Genomic DNA, 15,970 nt, shown 5'->3' with positions numbered 1-15,970 from the left:
GGCTCCGACCTCCGGGTGCGAGCGGCGTCGCCAGGCGCCGCCGGAGCAGCGCCGGGGCACGGCGCGGACAGGAGCGATCATGGGCCACCCAGTGGTGCACTTCGAGGTCATCGGCCAGGACCCGGCCGCGTTGCGGGCCTACTACGGCGAGCTGTTCGGGTGGGAGTTCCACACCGGTGATGCCGCGACCGACGAGGTCTCCGCACCGGGCGACTACGGCTTCGTCGACGGCGGTACGACCGGCGGGATCAACGGCGGGATCGGGGGCGGCGCGGGCTACGCGCGCCGGACCCTCTTCTACGTGGGAGTCCCCGACGTCGCGGAAGCGCTCGCGCAGGCCGAGAGCCTCGGCGGGACCCGCCTGATGGGACCGGCGAAGGCACCCGGCGGCGACCTGGTCGTCGCGCACTTCGCGGACCCGGAGGGCAACCTGGTCGGCTTGGCGGGCACCGCCTGACCCGCGCCCGAGGTGGTGCCCGCGACCGCCGCGGGCACCACCGACCCGCACCCGGCGGGTGCGCACTACGCTGGCGGAGCCGACCGCTCGCAGGAGGAGCCGAGGGTGAAGTACCTGCTGCTGATCTACAGCAACCCGGAGAACTGGGAGCACCCCACGTACCTGCGCGCACCGGAGTTCCTCGCCCTGCCGGAGGAGGAGCGCGCGGAGCTCACCCGGCAGGCCGAGGCCGGGCACGCCGAGATCACCGAATCCGGCGAGCTCCTCGGCGGGCAGGCGCTCGCCGCCCCGTCGCTGTCCAGGACCGTCCGGGTCCGCGACGGGACGCTCGCCGCGACGGACGGACCGTTCATCGAGACCAAGGAGCAGTTGGCGGGCTACCTCGTCGTCGACTGCGCCAGCCCGGAACGGGCGGCCGAGATCGCGGCGCGCATCCCCGACGCCCGCTTCGCCGCCGTCGAAGTGCGGCCCCTGGCGGAGCCCTCCGGGCAGGACGGGTGAGGCGCGGTCACTGCTTGATCGCGGAGATGTCGAGTTCGAGGGTGACCTTCTCGCTGACCAGGAAGCCGCCGCTGTCCATGGCCGCGTTCCAGGTGAGGCCCCAGTCCTTGCGGTTGATCTGGGTGCTGCCCTCGAAGCCGGCCCGGGTGTTGCCCATCGGGTCGTGGGCCAGGCCGGTGAACTCCAGGTCGAAGGTGATCGGCTTGGCCACGTCGCGGATGGTGAGCTCGCCGCTGACCGCGTAGAGGTCGCCGCCCTTGGGTTCGATGGCGTCGATCCGGAAGACGATCTCCGGGTAGGTCTCCACGTCGAAGAAGTCCGCGCTGCGCAGGTGGTCGTCGCGCTGTTGCTGGGCGGTGTCGATGCTCGCGGTCTTGATCCGCACCGTCGCGGTCGAGTCCCGCGGCGACGCCTCGTCGAGGTGGATGTCGCCCTCGACGTCGCTGAACTGACCGCGCACCTTGGTCACCATCGCGTGCCGGGCCACGAAGCCCAGCCGCGAGTGCGCGGGATCGATGATGTAGTCGCCGGTCAGTTCTCCCGGCTGGCTGGATCGGCTCATCACGGCTCCCGGGTAGGACGGTTCGTCCGCGACGGTCGCACGGCCCGGCGGCTCCCGCCCGCCGGGTTTCAGCGCCGCCACCGGCGGGGACTCCCCCTGCGTACGGTCCGAGTCGAGGAGGTGGCATGACCGCGGACATCACTGGTCGCAAGGTCGCGTTCCTGGTCGCGCCCGAGGGCGTCGAGCAGGTCGAGCTGACCGAGCCGTGGAAGGCGGTCGAGAACGCCGGCGCCATGCCGGAGCTGGTCTCGACCGGCGCGGGGACCGTGCAGGGGTTCAACCACCTGGACAAGGCCGACACCTTCCCGGTGGACAAGGTCGTCGACGACGTGAGCGCGGACGACTACGACGCCCTCGTGCTGCCGGGCGGCGTCGCGAACCCCGACTTCCTGCGCACCAAACCGGCCGCGGTGCGGTTCGCGCACGCGTTCTTCGCGCAGGAGAAGCCCGTCGCGGCGATCTGCCACGCGTCGTGGCTGCTCGCCGAGGCCGACGTGGTGCGGGGCCGCACGCTGACCTCGTTCCCGAGCCTGAAGACCGACCTGGTCAACGCGGGCGCCGAGTGGGTCGACAAGGAGGTCGTCGTGGACAAGGGGCTGGTCACCAGCCGCGGGCCGGACGACCTGCCGTCGTTCTGCGCGAAGGCCGTCGAGGAGATCGGCGAGGGCAAGCACCGGGCCCAGGCCCGCAGCGCCTGAGCCCGCCGAACGGCGGAGCCGGGGCGTCCCCAGCCGGGGGCGCCCCGGCTCGTGGCTGCGGTGGTGGCCGCCGGTGCGGGCTGGAAGGGTGGACGCGTGCCCGAAGCCCGACGCATCCGCCGCTGGCGGCGCCTGCTCGCCGACGAGCGGGAGGAGGCGGCGGTCTACCGCGAGCTGGCCGGACGGCGCCGCGGCGAGGAACGGGAGATCCTGCTGGGCCTGGCCGACGCCGAGGAGCGCCACGCCGCGCACTGGGTCGAGCTGCTCGGCCCCGAGGCCGACCGCCCGGCGCGCGGCCGGTTGCGGATGCGGGTGCTGGTGCAGCTCGCCAAGCGGTTCGGTTCGGTGTTCGTGCTCGCCTTGGCGCAGCGCGCCGAGAGCCGCACGCCGTACCGGACCGAGCCCGACGCGACGGAGGCGATGGCCGCCGACGAGCGCGTGCACGAAGAGGTGGTCCGGGCGCTGGCCTCGCGGGGCCGCGCCCGGCTGTCGGGCACCTTCCGCGCCGCCGTCTTCGGCGCGAACGACGGCCTGGTGAGCAATCTGGCCCTGGTGCTGGGCGTCATCGGCGGCGGGGTGCCGAGTTCGGTCATCCTGCTCACCGGGCTGTCCGGCCTGCTGGCCGGGGCGTTGTCGATGGGTGCGGGGGAGTACATCTCGGTGCGCTCCCAGCGCGAGCTGCTGGCCGCCGCCGCGCCCGGTACCGGCACCAGCGCCGTGGTGCCCCAGCTCGACGTCAACGCCAACGAACTCGCGCTGGTCTACCGGGCGCGGGGCATGTCCGAGCGGGAAGCGCGGGAGCACGCCGACGAGGTGCTGCGGAACCCGCAGCTCGCCCCGGCCGCCGACCGGCCCGGGCAGGACCACGAGGTGGTGGGCACCGGGCTCAAGGCCGCGACGTCGAGCTTCTGCTTCTTCGCCGCGGGAGCCGCGGTGCCCGTGCTGCCCTTCCTCAGCGGCGCCACCGGGCCCGCGCCGGTGATCGCCGCGGCCGTGCTGGTGGGGCTGGCGCTGATGCTCACCGGCGCCGCCGTCGGCGTCATGTCGGGGGCGCCGCCGCTGACCCGGGCGCTGCGCCAGCTCGCCATCGGGTACGGCGCGGCGGCCGCCACCTACGTCCTGGGCCTGGTCTTCGGCGCCACCGTCGGCTGAGGCGGTCAGCGGTCCAGCCGCGCCATGCCCGCCGGGGTGTAGCGCTCGCCGGAGGCCGCTCCGGCCGGGAACAGCTCCGCGAGCTCGGCCACCACCGCCGGGTCGAGTTCCGCCGTGGCCGCTCGCACGTTGGCCTCGACGTTGCCGATCCGGCGGCTGCCCGGGATGGGCACCACGTCCTGGCCCCGGGCCAGCAGCCAGGCGAGGGCGAGCTGCGCCGGGGTCAGCCCCAGCGCGTCGGCCCGCTCCCGCAGCGGGCGGGTCAGCTCGATGTTGTGCCGCAGGCTCTCCTCCTCGAAGCGCGGGTACCGGGTGCGCCGTTCGTCGAGGTTCTCCACGTCGGCGATGTCGCGGATGGCGCCGGTCAGCACGCCGCGGCCGAGCGGGGAGTAGGCGACCACGCCCACGCCGAGTTCGCGGGCGGTGGGCAGCAGGTCCGCCTCCAGATCGCGGGTGAACAGCGAGTACTCCTGCTGCACGGCGCTGATCGGGTGGACCTGCTGGGCGCGGCGCAGGGTGGCGGCGCTGACCTCGGAGAGCCCGAGGTGCCCGACCTTGCCCGCGCGCACCAGCTCGGCCATCGCGCCCACCGTGTCCTCGATCGGCGTGGTCGGGTCGAGGCGGTGCAGGTAGTACAGGTCCACGTGGTCGGTGCCCATGCGCCGCAGGCTGGCGTCCAGGCTGGTGCGCACGTTGTCCGGGCGGCCCAGCCCGGATTCGGCGCCCGCGCCGAACTTGGTGGCCAGCACGACCTCGTCGCGCCGCTGGGCCAGCAGGCCGCCGATCAACCGCTCGTTGTGGCCCTGGCCGTAGACGTCGGCGGTGTCCAGGAAGTCGATGCCCAGGTCGAGGAGCTGGTGCAGCAGGCGGCCGGACTCGGCGTCGTCGGCGCTGCCGTAGACGCCGGACAGGCCCATCGCGCCGTAGCCGAGGGCGCTGACCTCCGGACCGGTGCTGCCGAGGCGGCGGCGGGGGATGTCGGACACGATCGGTGCTCCGTTCCTGGTGGGGGTGCCGGGCCGCGACCAGCCTAGGCGCTGCCGGGGGCGCGGGTCACCGGCAGCGCCCGCGGTGTCAGAGCCCGAAGCCCGTGGTGTCAGAGCCCGAAGGACGGGCGCTGGGACTCCGGCACCAGGTCGAGGTACTCGGGGTGCGCGCCGATCCAGTCCCGGACGAAGGAGCAGTGCGGCAGCACCGACAGTCCCCGGTCGCGGGCGGAGTCCAGCGCGGCCCGCACGAGGGCGCTGCCGTACCCGTGCCCGCCGTGCCGCGGGTCGACCTCGGTGTGCACCAGGGCCAGCGCGCCGCCCTGCGGGCGGTAGTCGGCCAGCCCCACCCGCTGCTCACCGGCGTGCAGCTCGAACCGCTGGGCCTCGGTGTTGTCGAAGATCCGGGTCTCGTCGCTCATCGTCGCCTCCGTCGCGCGTCGGTCCTCCCGATTGTGCGCCACGTTCGGGTCACCCGGTGGAGCGCTGGTCCGGCCGGACCACGACGACCGGGCAGGCGGCGTAGTGCGTGCAGTACTGGGTGACCGAACCCAGCAGCGCCGCGGTGAACCCGCCGCGTCCCCGGTTGCCCAGGACGAGCAGGTCCGCGTCGGCGGCGGCGTCGAGCAGCGCCTTGGCCGGGTGCCCGTGGGCGACCTCCCGGGTGACGTGGACGCCGGGTTCGCCACCCGCGACGTCCGCGACGATCTCGCCGAGGTCGCGGGCCACGTCGGCGTCGAGGTCGTGCCGGTCGGGTGCGACCTCGCCGATCCCGGCCGACGGGCCGTCCCAGGACCGCACCGCGAGCAGGTGGCCGCCGGTCAGCCGCGCCTGCCGCAGCGCCCAGGCCAGGGCGGCCCGGGACTCCGCCGAACCGTCCACCCCGACGACGATCTTGTCCGGGACCTCGGCCATCGCCACCTCCCGCCGGTGAGCCGTCGAGGCGACTGTGCCGCGTTCCGGGCCGCCCCGCACGGCGGCGCCGTCAAGAGGCGGCCTGCCCGGGCCGAGGACCGTTCACCGACACGATGTCCACTGCGCCCCGGTCGGCGGGCGGTCGAGACTGGGCGGATCGAGGAGGCGCGGCATGAGCGGACTCGCTGATCTCCCGGCCGCCCGCGTGGTGGCCGGTTACCGGTCCGGGGAATTCTCCCCGGTGGACGTCGTGGCCGCGGTGCTGGCCCGGGTGGAGGCCGCGGAGCCGGTGCTCGGCGCCACCTACGCCTACGACCCGGACGGTGCCCGGACGGCCGCCCGGGAGTCCGAGCGCCGCTGGGCGCGCGGTGAGCCGCTCGGGCCCGTCGACGGCGTGCCCGCCACGATCAAGGACAACATCGCCACCCGCGGGGTGCCGGTGCTGCTGGGCACGGCGGCCACCGAGCCGGTGCCCGCGGCGGCGGACGCCCCGGCCGCGGCCCGGCTGCGGGAGGCGGGGGCGGTGTTCGTGGCCAAGACCACGATGCCCGATTACGGGATGCTCTCCTCCGGGGTCTCCAGCGCCCACCAGCTCGCCCGCAACCCGTGGAACCCGCTGCGCACGCCGGGCGGATCCAGCTCCGGGGCCGGGGCGGCGGCCGCCGCCGGGTACGGCCCGCTGCACCTGGGTACCGACATCGGCGGGTCGATCCGGCTGCCCGCCGGGTGGTGCGGCATCGTCGGGCTCAAGCCCAGCTTCGGGCGGGTGCCCGTCGATCCGCCCTACTACGGCCGCGCGGTGGGCCCGATGACCCGTTCGGCGGCCGACGCCGCGCTGGCGATGTCGGTGATCGCCGCACCCGACGAGCGCGACCACACCGCGCTGCCGCCCGCCGCGCTGGACTGGTCGACGCCGGAGGTCGAACTCCGCGGGCTGCGCCTCGGCCTGCTGCTGGATCAGCGGGTGGGGCTCGACGTCGACCCGGAGGTGACCGCGGCCGTCGAGTCGGCCGCCGCCGCGTTCGCCGCGGCGGGCGCCGAGGTGGTGCCGGTGGAGCCGTTCCTGACCCGGGAGATGCTCGACGGCCTCGACCGGTTCTGGCGGTTCCGGGCGTGGTCGGACCTGCTGGCGCTGCCCGCCGCGCGGCGGGAGCTGGTGCTGCCCGACATCGCGCGGTGGGCGAGCAGCGTCCGGGACGCCACGGCCGCCGAGGTCTTCCACGGGTTCAGCCGGATGGACGCGATCGCGTCCGCGGCGCACGCGGCGCTGGGCGGGCTGGACTTCCTGCTGTCCCCGGTGGCCCCGATCCCGGCGTTCCCGGCCGACGCCGCCTACCCGACCGGCGATCCGCTGCGCCCGCTGGAGCACATCGCCTTCACCCTCGGCGCCAACATGTCCGGCCAGCCCGCCGCGTCGGTGAACTGCGGCTGGACCGCCGACGGCAGCCCGGTGGGGCTGCAGATCACCGGGAGGCGCTTCGACGACACCGGTGTGCTGCGGATGGTGGCCGCCTTCGAGCGGATCGGTCCGGAGCCACCGCGGTGGCCGGAGTTCGGGTAGCGCCGGTCAGCCCGCCAGCAGACCGGCGAAGCGCTCGGGGTCGACGTTGCCGCCGGAGAGCACCACGCCGATCCGCGCGGCACCGCCCACCTGGCCGTCCAGCACCGCCGCCAGCCCGATGGCCCCGCTGGGTTCCACGACGAGCTTGAGCCGTTCGAAGGCGAACCGCATCGCCGCGGTGATCCGCTCGTCGTCGACCAGCACGACCCGGTCGACCAGCGCGCGGTTCACCGCGAAGGTCAGCTCCCCGGGAGCGTCGGCGGCCAGGCCGTCGGCGAGGGTGCGCGGGACCGGTCCGCTGATCCGGTGACCGGCGGCCAGGGAGCGGGCGGTGTCGTCCGCGGTGGTCGGCTCGGCACCGATCACCCGGGTCGTCGGGTGCAGGCCGCGCGCCGCCGTCGCGCACCCGGCCATCAGCCCACCGCCGCCGACCGGGACGACCAGGGCGTCCAGCGGTCCGGTGTCGGCGAGCAGTTCCAGCGCGGTGGTGCCCTGCCCGGCCATCACGTCCGGGTGGTCGTAGGGCGGGATCAGCGCGAGGCCGCGTTCGGCGGCCAGCGCCCGCCCGATCGCGGTGCGGTCCTCGGCGTAGCGGTCGTAGGTGATCACCTCGGCGCCGTAGCCCTCGGTCGCGGCGCGCTTGGCGGGTGGCGCGTCCGAGGGCATCACGATCACCGCCGCGGTGCCCAGCAGGCGGGCGGCGAGCGCGACGGCCTGGGCGTGGTTGCCGGAGGAGTAGGCGACCACGCCGCGCCGCCGCTGGTCCGGGTCCAGCCGGGACAGGGCGTGGTGGGCGCCCCGGAACTTGAACGCGCCGACGCGTTGGAGGTTCTCGCACTTGAGGAAGATCCGGGCACCGGCCCGCTCGTCGAGGCTGCGGGAGGTGAGCACCGGGGTGCGGTGCGCGACGCCGTCCAGCCGGGCCGCCGCGGCCCGCACGTCGTCGAAGGTCAGCGGTACCGCCACGGTCGTCCTCCCGCGTTCGTCGGCCCCGGCGGCAGGGTAGTGCGCCGCGGCCCGCCTTCACCAGGATCCGGGACCACCAGGACCCGGGATCACCAGGAGTCCGGCTCGTCGCCCCAGCGGTCCGGCACGCCCGCGCTGGCCAGGTCCACGGCCCGGCCGACCAGTTCGACCAGCCGGTCGAGGTCGCGGCGCGGGTCGGCGCACATCGCCTCCAGACCGAGGTGCAGGCCGGTGAACACCACGCCGACCAGCACGTGCGGGCGCAGGTCGCGCGCCGCGTCGACGCCGTGGCGCCTGCCGATCTCCTCGGCGATGCGGTGCTGCGTCTCCGAGGAGCGGCGCAGGCTGCCGGCCAGCAGCGACGGGGTCCGGTTGATCAGGTGCTGCAGGCGCAGGAAGTTCGGCACGCCTTCGGTGCTCGCCGAATCGCGGACCATGCTGAGCACCGCCCGGCGCAGCGCGGGCAGCGGCGGTTCGCCCGCGGGGGCGTCCAGGAAGGCGGTGACGATCTGCTCGTCGAGCTCGGCGCCCTTGGCCAGCGCGATGTCCTCCTTGCCCGCGAAGTAGCGGAAGAAGGTGCGCGGGGAGACCTCGACGGCCGCGGCGATCTCGTCCACGGTGGTGGCGTCGTAGCCGTGGCGCAGGAACAGGTCCAGCCCGGCCTCCACCAGGGCGGATCGGGTGCGCTGCTTCTTGCGGGCGCGCAAGCCATCATGGCCGGTCGGGGCGCTCATGGCCGCCATTGTGCCGCACCGCGGGCGGGTGTCATCTGTCATTTGATGACAATTGTCGGGCGGTGACACGATTCGGTAGGGTCGACGGCGCCATCCACCACCGGCTTCGAGGAGCAACGATGAGCACCGCACTGGAGATCCGCCTGGCCTCCCGCCCCGAGGGCTGGCCGACGCACGAGAACTTCGAGATCGCCGAGGTCGAGGTCCCGGAGCCGGGGGAGGGACGGCTGCTGGTCCGCAACCTGGTGATGAGCGTCGACCCGGCGATGCGCGGGCGGATGAACGAGGGGAAGTCCTACGTGCCGCCGTTCGAGCTGGGCGCGCCGCTCAGCGGCGGGGCGGTCGGCGAGGTCGTCACCGGAGCGGGTGATTTCCAGCCCGGCGACCTGGTGGTGCACCACCTGGGCTGGCGCGAGTACGCGGTGGTCGACCCGGCGCAGGCGCTGCGGGTGGATCCGGAGGTGGCGCCGATCAACGCCTACCTGTCGGTGCTCGGGATGCCGGGCATGACCGCCTACGTCGGGCTGGTCGACATCGCCGAGCAGCGCGAAGGCGACGTGGTGTTCGTCTCCGGCGCGGCGGGCGCGGTCGGCTCGCTGGTCGGTCAGCTCGCCAAGCTGCGCGGTGCGGCCAAGGTGATCGGCAGCGCCGGTTCGCCGGAGAAGGTCCGCCACCTCACCGAGGAGCTCGGGTTCGACGCCGCCTTCAACTACAAGGACGGCCCGGTCCGCGAGCAGCTCGCCGCCGCCGCGCCCGAGGGCATCGACGTCTACTTCGACAACGTCGGCGGCGAGCACCTGGAAGCGGCCATCGGCGCGATGAACGACTTCGGCCGGGTCGCCGAGTGCGGGATGATCTCCCAGTACAACAACACCGAGCCCACCCCCGGGCCGCGCAACATGTTCATGCTGGTCACCAAGCGGCTCAAGCTCCAGGGCTTCATCGTCATCGACCACGCGCACCGCCGGGACCGGTTCGTCGCCGAGGTCGGGCAGTGGATCCGCGAGGGCCGGATCAGCTACCGGGAGACGGTGGTGGAGGGCCTGCGCAACGCGCCTGAGGCGTTCCTGGGCCTGCTGCGCGGGGAGAACACCGGCAAGATGCTGGTCACGATCGGCGAGCGGAGCTGATCAGCGCCTCGATGCCGTCGAGGATGCGGGCCAGCCCGAACTCGAAGTGGTGCTCCGGGCCGTAGGCGGCGCCGTGCCGCTGCCCGGCCGCCGACCCCACCCGGGCGGCGACCGGGTAGCGGTCCGGGTCCAGCAAGCCGCCGAGCAGGGCGGCGTTGGCCTGCCACCACTGCTCGTCGGACATCCCGGAGCGGCGCTCGGTCTCGGCCATCTCCACCGACCGGCGCGCCGCCGCCTCGGCGTGGCCCAGCACCAGCGTCAGCAGCGCGTCGGTCTCGACGTCGGGCAGCCCCAGCCCGTCGAACGCGCGCAGCTCGAAGTCGTACTTGGCGATCGCCCCCGGGCCCAGCACCGCCCGCCCGGTGGCGACCTGCAGCATCCACGGGTGCCTGCGGTAGAGCGCGAAGTTCTCCCGCGCGATGCCGGTCAGCCTGCCGCGCCAGTGCTCGGCGGGATCCTCCGGGCGGGCCGTTTCGCCGTAGACCGTGTCGAGCATGACGTCGATCAGCTCGGCCTTGCCCGGGACGTAGGTGTAGAGCGACATGGTGCCGACGCCGAGGCGGTCGGCGACCCGGCGCATGGACAGCGCCGCGAGTCCCGCGCTGTCGGCCAGCTCGACGGCCACCGCCACGATCCGGTCCACGCTCAGGTCGGAGCGGCCCCGCGCGCCGTCGCCGGTGCGCCACAGCAGGGCCAGGCTGCGCGCCGGATCACCGCCGCCGCTGAACTCCGTCGCCAATCGCACTCCCGGCCTCGCCCGTCCGCTCGGCAGATCGTACGCGGCGGCCGGTCAGGCCCCGCCGTGCCGGTCAGGTCCCGTCGTGCCGGTCAGGTCCCGTCGTGATGGGCCAGCCACTCCGCCCAGCCGATGCCGCCCCGGTGGCCGCGCGGGGCCGTGAGGTGGGCGGCGGTGTCGGCGAGCCGGCCGAACGCCGGCACGCCCACCACCCGGATGCGCCGCCGCCGGGCCTGTTGCCACTGCCGGACCACCTCGCGCAGCGGCAGCACCTCCGGACCGGCGAAGTCCTCGCCCTGCCCGAGGGCGCCTTCGCGGACCGCGGCCGCGATGTGCTCGGCGAAGTCGGCCTCGGCGCACGGCTGGAGTTCCAGGGCGGTGGGCAGCGGGGCCACCGGGAGCCGCGCGGCGCCGGCGAGCACCCGGTCCACCAGCCAGTGCATCGGGGTCGCGCGCAGCACCGTCCACGGCACCTCGGCGACCCCGACCAGCTCCTCGGCGGTGTGCTTGAGCCGCAGGTAGGGCGTGGCCGGGGAGTCGGCGCCGACCACCGACGGGTAGAGGAAGTGGCGGACCTCGGCGGCGGCCGCCGCGTCCAGCAGCAACCGGGTGGCGTCCACGTCGACGTCCGGTGCCACGTGGCGCCACGGGTTCGGCCACCCGCCCCGGGCGGTCGGCGAGCAGGACGCGGCGTGCACCACGGTGTGCGCCCCGCTGATCAGTTCGGCGATGCCGTCGCCGGTGACCAGGTCGCCGCGCACCCACTCGACCTCCGGGTCCGCGCCCGGCGTGCGCGCCAGCACCCGGACCCGGTGGGTGCCCTTGAGCAACCGGACGAGCTCCCGCCCGAGGTGCCCGGTGCCTCCGGTGATCGCCACGGTGTCCATCACGGCCCATCCCTCGCACGCGCTGGTGGCGACCACTGTCCCACCGCCGCGGTGGGGTCGCGAGCGGTCAGCGGGTCAGCAGCGGATCGGTGAGCCGGTCGACCAGATCGCCGAGCCGGGACGGCAGCTCGGGCAGCACCGGCGGCGTCTCCGCCGGCCGGGTCGGCTCGGTGGTCGGGCTCGTCGGTTCCTCCTCGGCGGACGAGGACGTCGGCGGGTGGGTCGGCTCCGGTGCGGTGGCCGCCGAGGACCGGGAGGTCGTCGGCGGGGTCGTCCGCGCGGGCTCCGGCCGGGTCGTCGGCGTCGGGCGCGAGGTGGTGCCCGGGGCGGAGGTGCTCGGGGTGGGCTCGGGCGCGGCCGTGCTGGTGGCCATCAGGCGCGGTGGTGCCGGGGGAGCGGGCGGCTCGCCGGTGCCGGGTGCGGTGGTGGGCGGCTGCGCGGACCGCTGCGGGGCGGCGGAGTCCGCCGGGACCCCGCTGTAGGAGTTGGTCACCGCCACCGCGGTGATGAAGGCCGCCGCCGCGTAGCCGAGCACCCGGGGCGGCGAGGGGCGGCGCTGCCGCACGGGCCGGACCAGCCGGTGCCGTCCTCCCACCTGATGCCTCCCGCACCACGCACATCACTCGTTCGAGCCCATCGTGACCTTACGCCACCTCGGCCCCGCGATACCACGTCGACGGCGGTTCCCGGGGCGGCCCCGCACCTCTCGCCGGACGATCAGTGGTTGACTTCACCGCCTCCCGGATTAGCGTGGGGTGCGCTGTCGCACGCCGGTGCCGTTCCGGCGCTGCCGTCGGCCCTCGGTTCACCGCTTCCACCGACCCGGGACGGGAGAAGATGAGCCACCACGACGACCTGCCCCGGCCGGCCGACATCACCCCGGAGTTCGGCAGCGCGCTGGAGATGTGGGAGGCCGCGGTCGCGGCCGCCCCCGACCGGACCGCCGTGCACTACTTCGACGGCAGGCTCGACTACGCCGCCGTCGACGAGCTGGCCGACGCCTTCGCCTGCGCGCTGCTCGACGGCGGGCTCACCGCGGGCGATCGCGTCGCGCTGTACCTGCAGAACGTGCCGCAATTCGTCATCGGGCTGGTCGGCACCTGGAAGGCCGGGTGCATCGCGGTCCCGGTGAACCCGATGAACCGGCAGCGCGAACTCGACCTGGTGCTGCGCGATTCCGGGGCACGCGCGCTGCTGTGCCTGGAGGGGCTGCACGAGTCGGTGGCGGCCGAGGTCGTGCCGGACACCGACGTGGTGCTGACCATCACGACCTCCGAGCGGGAGCACCAGACCCGGGACGATCCGCGGGCGTTCCCCGAGCCCCGGCGCCGACCCGGCGGCTCTGGCGGTGAGGTGCCGGACATGGCGGAGCTGGTGGCCCGGTACCGGGGCAGCGCCCCGCCCCGCGCCCGGCTCGGGCCCGACGACGTGGCCGTGCTGACCTACACCTCCGGCACCACCGGTCCGCCCAAGGGCGCCATGAACACCCACCGCAACGTCGTGTTCAACGCCCGCACCTACCGGGACTGGATCGAGCTCGGGCCCGACGACGTGGTCCTCGGCGTGGCCCCGCTGTTCCACATCACCGGTCTGATCGGGCACGTCGCGCTGGCGATGCTGCTGCCCGCGCCGCTGGTGCTGGTCCACCGGTTCCACCCCGAGGTCGTCGCCGACGCCGTCCGCGACTCCGGCGCGACCTTCACCGTCGGCGCCATCACGGCGTTCATCGCACTGCTCAACGCACCGGGCGTGGACCCGGCGGACCCGGCCACGCTGACCAAGGTCTACTCGGGCGGCGCCCCGATCCCGCCGAGCACCACGCGGGCCTTCGAGGAGCGGTTCGGGCACTACGTCCACAACGTCTACGGGCTCACCGAGACCACCTCGCCCGCGCTCGGCGTGCCGCTGCGCGCCCGGGCACCGGTCGACCCCGGTTCCGGGGCGCTGGCGGTCGGCGTGCCCGTCCACGGCACGCTCGCCCGCATCGTCGACGACGACGGCGCCGAAGCGCCACCCGGCGAGGTCGGGGAGCTGGTCGTCTCGGGACCGCAGGTGGTGCCCGGCTACTGGGGCAAGCCGGCGGAGACCGAGCACGCGCTGCCCGGTGGCGCGCTGCGCACCGGCGACGTCGCGCGGCGGGATGCCGACGGCTGGTTCTACCTGGTCGACCGCAAGAAGGACCAGATCAACGCGGGCGGGTTCAAGGTGTGGCCGCGCGAGGTCGAGGACGTGCTCTACGAGCACGACGCGGTGCGCGAAGCCGCGGTCGTCGGGGTGGCCGACGGCTACCGGGGCGAGACGGTGAAGGCCTTCGTCAGCCTGCGCCCCGGCCACCACGCCGATCCCGAGGAGCTCATCGCGTTCTGCCGCGCGCGGATGGCCGCCTACAAGTACCCGCGCCAGGTGGAGGTGCTCGACGAGCTGCCGAAGACCACGACCGGCAAGCTGCTGCGCCGGGCGCTGCGGGAGCGCCCCGGCGCCTGATCAGCCGTCGGCGGCGACCCGGAACCCGATGTTGCCGCTGGAGCTGTCCGGCGTGTTGCCGGTGCGGGCGCTGACCCGGTACCGGTTGCAGTAGGAGTCGTGGCACAGGTAGGAGCCGCCGCGCATCACCTTGACCCCGGCCTGCCGGTCGTCGGCGCACCACTCCCACACGTTGCCCGCGACGTTGTGCAGCCCGAAACCGTTGGGCGGGAAGGCGTCGACCGGCGCGGTGCCGCGGAACCCGTCCTCGGCGGTGTTCTTCACCGGGAACCGGCCCTGCCAGATGTTGCACCGGTGCTCCCCGCCGGGGGTGAGCTCGTCCCCCCACGGGAAGCGGGCCCGGGCGAGCCCGCCGCGCGCGGCGTACTCCCACTCGGCCTCGGCGGGCAGCCGGGTGCCCGACCACCGGCAGAACGCGACCGCGTCGTTCCACGACACGTGCACGACGGGGTGGTCGGCGCGCTGCGCGAGGTCCGAGCCCGGTCCTTCCGGGGCGTACCAGCTGGCGCCCTCCACCCCGCACCACCACGGTGTCTGCTCGGGCCGGGGCGAGATCGCCCGCAACCGGCCGGGCAGGAAACCGGCGAACACGTAGGACCAGCCGAACCGCTCGGCTTCGGTGGTGTGGCCGGTGTCGGCGACGAAGGCCGCGAACTCCGCGTTGGTGACCGCGTGCGGCGCGATCCGCAGCGCCGCGACCGCCACCGGGCGGACCGGTCCCTCCCCGTCCTCGGGCACCGCGTCGGCGTCCTCGGACCCCATCTCGAAGGTGCCGCCGGGCAGGTCCACCAGCCGCGGTGCGGTGCCGGTCCGCCCGCCGCGGACCGGGGTCGACGCGGGTGCCGCCGGGGGAGCCTGCGGGCCCAGCGCGTCCCGCGCCGCGCCGCAGCACCCCGCTTCCTGCTGTTCGCTCACCCCGCCACGGTAAACCGCGCGGCGCAACGCGGATTCGGCCGCTCGGCCGAACCGCGGCGTCCCCGGTGGCGGGTACGTTGTCCCGGACCGAGAACTCGCGAGGTGCCTGGTGACGACGCTGCTCGACGATCCTTCCGCCGTCCTGCCCGCCGACTGGTCCGCCGCCACGCTGGTCGGCCGGGTGCACCGGCCCGACGAGGGCGGGCCGAGCACCGTGGTGGTCCGCGGCGGTGAGGTGGTCGACATCACCGATTCCGCGCCGACGCTGACCGACCTGCTGGCCCACGACGACCCGGCCGAGGCCGCCCGCAGCGCTCCGGGACGGGCGCGCTGGCCGCTGGCCGACGTGCTCGCGGCGAGCCTGGGCGGCGGGCCGGGACCGCACCTGCTGGCACCCGCCGACCTGCAGGTGCTCAAGGCGGCGGGCGTCACCTTCGTGACGAGCATGGTGGAGCGGGTCATCGAGGAGCGCGCCGGTGGCGACGCGGCGCGGGCGGAGACCGTCCGCGCGGTGGTGGAACAGGCCATCGGCGGTGCCCTGGCCAGCGTGGTGCCCGGCTCGGCCGAGGCGGAGAAGGTCAAGCAGGTGCTGCTGCGCGACGGCCTGTGGTCGCAGTACCTGGAGGTGGGGCTGGGGCCCGACCCGGAGATCTTCACCAAGGCGCCGGTGCTCGCGGCGGTCGGTACCGGCGCCGAGGTGGGCGTCGCCGAGATGTCGACCTGGAACAACCCGGAACCCGAGGTCGTCCTGGCGATCCGCGGTGACGGCCGGATCGTCGGGGCCACCCTGGGCAACGACGTCAACCTCCGCGACGTCGAGGGCCGCAGCGCGCTGCTGCTGCCGAAGGCCAAAGACAACAACGCCTCCGCCGCGCTGGGGCCGTTCCTGCGGCTGTTCGACGGCGGTTTCGGGCTCGACGACGTGCGCGCGATGGACGTGCGGCTGCACGTCGTGGGCACCGACGGCTTCGTCCTCGACGGGCACAGCACGATGCGCGAGATCAGCCGCGATCCGGTGGACCTGGCCCGGGCCGCCATCGGACGCCACCACCAGTACCCGGACGGCCTGTTCCTCTACACCGGGACGCTGTTCGCGCCGACCGAGGACCGGGACGCCCCGGGTGCGGGTTTCACCCACCACCTCGGCGACGTGGTGCGGATCTCCACGCCCCAGCTCGGCACCCTGGTCAACCGGGTCGCGCACGCCGAGAACTGTCCGGAGTGGACTTTCGGCATCCGGGACCTGATGACCAACCTGCTGAACCGGGGCCTGCTGCGCTGAGGGC

The 15,970-nt window shown here is 74.6% G+C and carries 18 protein-coding genes; 8 read left to right on the top strand and 10 right to left on the bottom strand.

The window, feature by feature from the left end; all coding sequences use genetic code 11:
• Positions 1-79: 79 nt before the first annotated feature.
• Both ABD976_RS22730 and ABD976_RS22725 read left to right on the top strand, forming a co-directional pair.
• A complete protein-coding gene (locus ABD976_RS22730) occupies positions 80-457 on the top strand; it encodes a VOC family protein (RefSeq protein WP_345366464.1) in 378 nt (125 codons plus the stop codon).
• 15 nt (positions 458-472) lie between these two features.
• A complete protein-coding gene (locus tag ABD976_RS22725; protein ID WP_345366462.1) occupies positions 473-958 on the top strand; it encodes a YciI family protein in 486 nt (161 codons plus the stop codon).
• A gap of 7 nt (positions 959-965) precedes the next feature.
• On the opposite strand, the gene ABD976_RS22720 is transcribed toward ABD976_RS22725, so the two are convergent.
• Entirely contained in the window at positions 966-1,520 is a 555-nt protein-coding gene (locus tag ABD976_RS22720; protein ID WP_345366460.1) for a YceI family protein, read from the bottom strand.
• Between the two features lie 125 nt (positions 1,521-1,645).
• On the opposite strand from ABD976_RS22720, the gene ABD976_RS22715 reads away from it, so the two are divergent.
• Entirely contained in the window at positions 1,646-2,218 is a 573-nt protein-coding gene (locus ABD976_RS22715) for a type 1 glutamine amidotransferase domain-containing protein (protein ID WP_345366458.1), read from the top strand.
• Between the two features lie 96 nt (positions 2,219-2,314).
• Entirely contained in the window at positions 2,315-3,370 is a 1,056-nt protein-coding gene (locus ABD976_RS22710) for a VIT1/CCC1 transporter family protein (RefSeq protein ID WP_345366456.1), read from the top strand.
• A 5-nt stretch (positions 3,371-3,375) separates the two neighbouring features.
• Here the strand turns inward: ABD976_RS22710 and ABD976_RS22705 are convergent, their stop codons facing one another.
• The 3 genes from ABD976_RS22705 to ABD976_RS22695 form a co-directional block, all read right to left on the bottom strand.
• Positions 3,376-4,356 (bottom strand): aldo/keto reductase, encoded by a 981-nt coding sequence (locus tag ABD976_RS22705; RefSeq protein ID WP_345366454.1) that lies wholly within the window; start codon positions 4,354-4,356, stop codon positions 3,376-3,378.
• A gap of 110 nt (positions 4,357-4,466) precedes the next feature.
• Positions 4,467-4,778 (bottom strand): GNAT family N-acetyltransferase, encoded by a 312-nt coding sequence (locus tag ABD976_RS22700; protein WP_345366452.1) that lies wholly within the window; start codon positions 4,776-4,778, stop codon positions 4,467-4,469.
• Positions 4,779-4,827: 49 nt separating this feature from the next.
• Positions 4,828-5,271 carry a universal stress protein gene (locus ABD976_RS22695; RefSeq protein ID WP_345366450.1) on the bottom strand — a complete coding sequence of 148 codons (444 nt, stop codon included), beginning with the start codon at positions 5,269-5,271 and terminating at the stop codon, positions 4,828-4,830.
• A gap of 172 nt (positions 5,272-5,443) precedes the next feature.
• On the opposite strand from ABD976_RS22695, the gene ABD976_RS22690 reads away from it, so the two are divergent.
• Complete coding sequence (locus tag ABD976_RS22690; RefSeq protein WP_345366449.1) at positions 5,444-6,832, top strand: amidase; 1,389 nt, start codon at positions 5,444-5,446, stop codon at positions 6,830-6,832.
• Positions 6,833-6,838: 6 nt separating this feature from the next.
• On the opposite strand, the gene ABD976_RS22685 is transcribed toward ABD976_RS22690, so the two are convergent.
• Together ABD976_RS22685 and ABD976_RS22680 are read right to left on the bottom strand one after the other, a co-directional pair.
• Positions 6,839-7,798 carry a pyridoxal-phosphate dependent enzyme gene (locus ABD976_RS22685; RefSeq protein ID WP_345366448.1) on the bottom strand — a complete coding sequence of 320 codons (960 nt, stop codon included), beginning with the start codon at positions 7,796-7,798 and terminating at the stop codon, positions 6,839-6,841.
• A gap of 89 nt (positions 7,799-7,887) precedes the next feature.
• The gene (locus tag ABD976_RS22680) at positions 7,888-8,532 is read right to left on the bottom strand and encodes a TetR family transcriptional regulator (protein ID WP_345366446.1); all 645 of its coding nucleotides are present in this window, start codon (positions 8,530-8,532) and stop codon (positions 7,888-7,890) included.
• A 119-nt stretch (positions 8,533-8,651) separates the two neighbouring features.
• Here ABD976_RS22680 and ABD976_RS22675 point away from each other — a divergent pair, with 119 nt between their 5' ends.
• Positions 8,652-9,662: an NADP-dependent oxidoreductase gene (locus ABD976_RS22675; protein WP_345366444.1), complete on the top strand. Its 1,011-nt coding sequence runs from the start codon at positions 8,652-8,654 to the stop codon at positions 9,660-9,662.
• On the opposite strand, the gene ABD976_RS22670 is transcribed toward ABD976_RS22675, so the two are convergent.
• From ABD976_RS22670 to ABD976_RS22660, 3 genes are all read right to left on the bottom strand, one after another.
• Positions 9,640-10,401, bottom strand: coding sequence for a TetR/AcrR family transcriptional regulator (locus ABD976_RS22670; RefSeq protein ID WP_345366870.1), 762 nt, complete (start codon positions 10,399-10,401; stop codon positions 9,640-9,642). The genes ABD976_RS22675 and ABD976_RS22670 overlap by 23 nt on opposite strands.
• An 89-nt stretch (positions 10,402-10,490) precedes the next feature.
• Positions 10,491-11,285, bottom strand: coding sequence for an SDR family oxidoreductase (locus tag ABD976_RS22665; RefSeq protein WP_345366442.1), 795 nt, complete (start codon positions 11,283-11,285; stop codon positions 10,491-10,493).
• Between the two features lie 67 nt (positions 11,286-11,352).
• Positions 11,353-11,880, bottom strand: a complete 528-nt coding sequence (locus tag ABD976_RS22660) for a hypothetical protein (protein WP_345366440.1) — start codon at positions 11,878-11,880, stop codon at positions 11,353-11,355.
• A 242-nt stretch (positions 11,881-12,122) separates the two neighbouring features.
• On the opposite strand from ABD976_RS22660, the gene ABD976_RS22655 reads away from it, so the two are divergent.
• Positions 12,123-13,769 carry a class I adenylate-forming enzyme family protein gene (locus ABD976_RS22655; protein WP_345366438.1) on the top strand — a complete coding sequence of 549 codons (1,647 nt, stop codon included), beginning with the start codon at positions 12,123-12,125 and terminating at the stop codon, positions 13,767-13,769.
• On the opposite strand, the gene ABD976_RS22650 is transcribed toward ABD976_RS22655, so the two are convergent.
• Positions 13,770-14,684, bottom strand: coding sequence for a formylglycine-generating enzyme family protein (locus ABD976_RS22650; protein WP_369774615.1), 915 nt, complete (start codon positions 14,682-14,684; stop codon positions 13,770-13,772).
• A gap of 109 nt (positions 14,685-14,793) precedes the next feature.
• Here ABD976_RS22650 and ABD976_RS22645 point away from each other — a divergent pair, with 109 nt between their 5' ends.
• On the top strand, positions 14,794-15,966 hold the full coding sequence (locus ABD976_RS22645) for a fumarylacetoacetate hydrolase family protein (RefSeq protein ID WP_345366436.1): 1,173 nt from the start codon (positions 14,794-14,796) through the stop codon (positions 15,964-15,966).
• Positions 15,967-15,970 lie beyond the last annotated feature (4 nt).

The organism is Saccharopolyspora cebuensis (genome assembly GCF_039542665.1).
Classification (GTDB): Bacteria; Actinomycetota; Actinomycetes; order Mycobacteriales; family Pseudonocardiaceae; genus Saccharopolyspora; species Saccharopolyspora cebuensis.
The sequence above is the reverse complement of the archived record's forward strand: the minus strand, read 5'-3'. Positions and strand labels throughout refer to the sequence as shown.

Bases quoted from the DNA above. Each gene is read 5' to 3' on its own strand.
- ABD976_RS22700 (WP_345366452.1), bottom strand. From the start codon at position 4,778: ATGAGCGACGAGACCCGGATCTTCGACAACACCGAGGCCCAGCGGTTC.
- ABD976_RS22720 (WP_345366460.1), bottom strand. From the start codon at position 1,520: ATGAGCCGATCCAGCCAGCCGGGAGAACTGACCGGCGACTACATCATC.
- ABD976_RS22675 (WP_345366444.1), top strand. From the start codon at position 8,652: ATGAGCACCGCACTGGAGATCCGCCTGGCCTCCCGCCCCGAGGGCTGG.
- ABD976_RS22715 (WP_345366458.1), top strand. From the start codon at position 1,646: ATGACCGCGGACATCACTGGTCGCAAGGTCGCGTTCCTGGTCGCGCCC.
- ABD976_RS22655 (WP_345366438.1), top strand. From the start codon at position 12,123: ATGAGCCACCACGACGACCTGCCCCGGCCGGCCGACATCACCCCGGAG.
- ABD976_RS22680 (WP_345366446.1), bottom strand. From the start codon at position 8,532: ATGAGCGCCCCGACCGGCCATGATGGCTTGCGCGCCCGCAAGAAGCAG.
- ABD976_RS22730 (WP_345366464.1), top strand. From the start codon at position 80: ATGGGCCACCCAGTGGTGCACTTCGAGGTCATCGGCCAGGACCCGGCC.
- ABD976_RS22690 (WP_345366449.1), top strand. From the start codon at position 5,444: ATGAGCGGACTCGCTGATCTCCCGGCCGCCCGCGTGGTGGCCGGTTAC.
- ABD976_RS22665 (WP_345366442.1), bottom strand. From the start codon at position 11,285: ATGGACACCGTGGCGATCACCGGAGGCACCGGGCACCTCGGGCGGGAG.
- ABD976_RS22695 (WP_345366450.1), bottom strand. From the start codon at position 5,271: ATGGCCGAGGTCCCGGACAAGATCGTCGTCGGGGTGGACGGTTCGGCG.